This window comes from Streptomyces sp. NPDC006265, assembly GCF_040613555.1.
Classification (GTDB): domain Bacteria; phylum Actinomycetota; class Actinomycetes; order Streptomycetales; family Streptomycetaceae; genus Streptomyces.
Genome location: NZ_JBEXSH010000810.1, coordinates 1 through 4,180, shown reverse-complemented (window position 1 = coordinate 4,180; position 4,180 = coordinate 1). Strand labels below are relative to the sequence as shown.

At 74.4% G+C, this 4,180-nt stretch carries 3 protein-coding genes; 1 reads left to right on the top strand and 2 read right to left on the bottom strand.

The genetic code is table 11. From position 1 onward, the window contains the following. A partial coding sequence (locus ABZ281_RS40420; protein WP_356662957.1) for a glycoside hydrolase family 97 catalytic domain-containing protein occupies positions 1-1,803 on the top strand: 1,803 nt, incomplete at its 5' end. Positions 1,804-1,811: 8 nt separating this feature from the next. Here ABZ281_RS40420 and ABZ281_RS40415 read toward each other — a convergent pair. Then, a complete protein-coding gene (locus ABZ281_RS40415; protein ID WP_356662956.1) occupies positions 1,812-3,116 on the bottom strand; it encodes a VWA-like domain-containing protein in 1,305 nt (434 codons plus the stop codon). Beyond that, a partial coding sequence (locus tag ABZ281_RS40410; RefSeq protein WP_356662955.1) for a sigma 54-interacting transcriptional regulator occupies positions 3,113-4,180 on the bottom strand: 1,068 nt, incomplete at its 5' end. The genes ABZ281_RS40415 and ABZ281_RS40410, both read right to left, overlap by 4 nt.

Here is a 4,180-nt window from a genome sequence, read left to right as displayed (position 1 = left end):
GTCACCGCCCGCCTCGGCGGCACCTCCATCACCCTGTCCCTCGCAGACGGCGCCCTCCGCTGGTCCGCCCGCCGCGGCGGCAGGACGGTGATCGGCACCTCGGCCCTCGGGCTCCGGCTCGGCGACGGCACGGTCCTCGGCAACGATGTCAGGCCGACCGGTCACCGGCACCGCACCCACCGATCCACCTGGACCCCGGCCTACGGCCGCAACGCGACGGTCACCGACCACTACCAGGAGCAGCGCTGGGACCTGAGGGACCGGGCCTCCGGCATCCGGTTCGGGGTGCAGGTCCGCGCCTACAGGACCGGTGTCGCCCTGCGCTACGTCCTCCTCGACCGGGGCACCGCCACCCTCGCCGACGAACTCACGACGTTCGTCTTCCCCGACGGCACCACCGTCTACAGCGCCCGCGACGAGAACGCCTACGAGCCGGTGGCGCCCGGGGCCGTACCGGTCACCGGCGCCGCAGGCACCGACAACGGCCCCCTCACGGACCTGCCGCTGACCGCCACCCTGCCGGGCGGTCTCATCGCCTGTGTCTGCGAGTCCTCGCGGGTGGACTACCCGCGCCTGATGCTCGGTTCGGTGCCCGGAGAGACGAACGCCCTCTCCGCCTTCCTCATGGAGCACACCGCCCGCGGCACCGGTCCGGTGGAGACGACCACGACCGTCACCACGCCCTTCACCACCCCCTGGCGTGCGGTGGTCATCGGCGCCACGCACGCCGAACTGGTCGACAACGCCGAGCTGGTCCTCAACCTGGCCCCGCCCAGCGCCCTGACCGACACGTCCTGGATCAAGCCCGGCAAGGTCTTCCGCTGCGAACTCACCACCGCAGCCGGCCTCCAGGGCGTCGACTTCGCCGTGGCCCGGGGACTTCAGTACATCGAGTACGACGCCGGCTGGTACGGCCCGGAGGCCAGCACGCCGGACGCGACGAAGCCGATCGCCGCGATCGACCTCCCCTCGGTCATCTCGTACGCCACGAGCCAGGGCATCGGGGTCTTCCTCTACGTCAACCGGCTCGCGCTGACCGACGCGGACTCCCTGTTCGGCCTCTACAGGAGCTGGGGCGTGCAGGGCATCAAGCTCGGCTTCATCAACGACGGCACGCAGACGATGACCAACCAGATCATCGACTGGGCGCGGACGGCGGCCGCGTACGAGCTGCTGATCGACATGCACGACGACGTCCGGCCGTTCGGCTACGAGCGGACGTACCCGAACTGGATCAGCCTGGAGGGCGTGCGCGGCAACGAGCAGTTCCCGACCGCCACGCACAACGTCACGCTGCCCTTCGCCCGCAACATCGGCGGTCCGATGGACTACACGATCTGCTACGGCCAGTCCCGCGACAAGACGACCAACGCCCACCAGATGGCGATGGCCGCCGTGTACTACCAGCCCCTCAACTTCCTCTTCTGGTACGACAAGCCGTCCAAGTACAACAACCCGGCCAACTGGCCCGGCCTGCCCTGGTTCAACGCCGTCCCGGTCACCTGGGACGAGAGCCGCACCCTGGCCGGCTCGATCGGCGAGTACGTCGCGGTCGCCCGGCGCGCCGGCTCCACCTGGTACCTGGGCGCGATGACGAACGAGACGTCCAGGACCCTGTCGCTGCCGCTGTCCTTCCTCGGCGGCGGCACGTACACGGCGACGGTCCACGCCGACGGCATCCCGGGCGCGAACCCGCACCAGACCCCGGTCGTGGTCGGCACCCGGACCGTCACCCGCGACGACGCCCTCGACGTGGCGATGGCCCCGGCGGGCGGCCAGGCGGTCGTGCTGACGCCGAACTGACGGCCCGTTCAGCCGATGTCCACCACCCTCGCCCACTCCGGGGGTGAGTCCGGGACGTACTCGGGGTCGGACTCGTCGAAGGCGTGGTTCTCGTAGTGGCGGGGGAACAGGCCCACCACCGTGCGGCAGGGGGGCCTCGTGCCCGGCCAGGGGGTCTGGCCGTCGGTGAGGGCGACGATGACGTCGGGGGCGGGGCGGGTGCGCAGGGCGCGGGTGAAGCCGGCGCGCAGGTCCGTGCCGCCGCCGCCCGTGAGCGGGATGCCCTCGGCGCGGCACAGGCGGCGGGCGACCCCGGCCGAGGCGTCGCAGGGGACGACGGTGACCAGGTCACGGCGGCCGCCCACGGCCCGGGCGATCGCGGCGACCTCCAGGAGCGCGCTGCCCAGTTCGGCGTCGCTGACCGAGCCGGAGGTGTCGATGACGACGGACACACGGGGCGGGCGGCGGCGCAGGCTCGGCAGGACCGTGCCGGGCAGCGCGGTGGAGCGCCGGGCGGGCCGGCCGTAGGTGTAGTCCTCGCCGGCGCCGGGGGCGGACGCCGCCGAGCGGACCGCCGCGCCCAGCAGCTGCCGCCAGGGCTGGGGCGGGTGGAAGGCCTCCTCGGCCCAGCGCCGCCAGCCCTGCGGGGCCTGTCCGGGGCGGCCCGTGATGCCCTGCGCGACCCGGAAGCGGACCGCGTCCCGCTCCCGCTCGCTCAGGCCGTGCGCGCCGTCCGGGCCCAGCTCCCACTCCCGGTCGAGGCCGTCGGCGCCGCTGCCGCAGTCCAGCCAGGCCAGGTCCTGTGACCGCGGGCCCAGGCTGAACTTCCGCAGATACTCCTCCATCAACTCGCCCTCGGACAGGCCGAGATGGCCCGGAACGACGACTCCCGCCGGGCGGGCCAGGCCGTCGCCGTAGACGTCGTCGTTGATCTCGAAGTCGGCGGCGATGTTCATCCGCAGCCGCTCCCCCGGGCCGTGCAGGCCCCGTTCCTTCGCGACCCGGTCGCTGCGCCCGTGGTGGTCGCGCAGCAGGTGCGACACCTCGTGCACCCACACGCCCGCGAGTTCCTCGACGGGCGTGCGGTCGACGAACCCCGGCGACACGTAGCAGCGCCAGTAACGGTCGACGCCCATCGTGGGCACGCGCCGCGACTCGACGACGTGCAGGGCGAAGAGGGCCGTCGCGAGGTAGGGGCGGACGCGGGCGGCATGCAGCCGGGCGGTGAAGAGCTTGTCCCGGTCGAGGGTTTGGGGGGCGGTCACGGGAGCGGAGGCGGTCTCGGGGGCGGAGGCGGACTCGAGGGCGGCTGCCTCCAGGGCGTCCGTCGTCATCGGCCCGCCTTCGCGGCGGCCGCGGCGGCGACCGCCGCCGTGGTGCGGTCCGCGCGCCGGGACAGCGTCACCACGCCTGCCAGGCGCTCGATCGACGCGGGGACGTCCCAGTCGTCGCGGCGCAGGGCGGCGAGGGTGGTCGCGGGGACGACCACCACGTCCGGGGGGCCGGTCTCCAGGGCCTTGACCAGGAGCGCCCAGGCCGCGTCCCAGCGGGCCCGCTCCGGGCGGTTGCGGACCGCGGCCACGACACCGTCCAGCGCGGCCTGCCGCAGGTCTCCCCGCTCGGGCAGCACGGCGGCGGCCGGGTCGGCCAGCAGCGTCTCGGGGTCCGGGAGGTCCATCCGGTCCAGGCTCGCCAGCAGTTCGAGACCGGGTCCGTCCCCGACCGTGCCCCGCACCAGCAGGGAGAGGACGTCACGGGAGGAGCCGGCCGCGGTCGCGAAGGCGACCAGGTGCAGCGTCATCTCCCAGCTGCGCGGGGACGGCCAGGGCCCGCCCCGGCGCACCTCGCCGCTGGGCAGCCAGTGCGCGAGTGCGGGGCGAGCGCCGAGCAGCCCGCACACGGCACGGCGGGCGAAGTCCACCGCCTCCGGCAGCTTCCCCGGGTCGAGCCGGGGCAGGGTCGCCCGGGGCCAGACCCCGCCGAGGCCGCGGACGACCACGTCGGTGTCGTGCGTCCACTGCAGGTGGACGAAACGGTTGGCGAGGGGCGGGCTCAGTTCCCAGCCGTCGGCGGCCGAGGAGCGCGGGTTGGCGGCGGCCACGATCCGCACGCCCGGCGGCAGCCGCAGCGCGCCGATCCGCCGCTCCAGCACGAGCCGGAGCAGGGCGGCCTGCACGGCGGGCGGCGCGGTGGAGAGTTCGTCGAGGAACAGCAGTCCCCGCCCGGCCCGCACCAGGCGTACGGCCCAGTCCGGCGGGGCCATCGGCACGCCCTGCTCGGCGGGGTCGTCGCCGACGATCGGCCGGAGGACGGGGTGCGCTCCGTGCCGCTTTCCGAGATCGCCGTCGGCGACCTGCTCGTGGTCGGCCCCGGCGAGGTGGTCCCCGTCGACGGCACC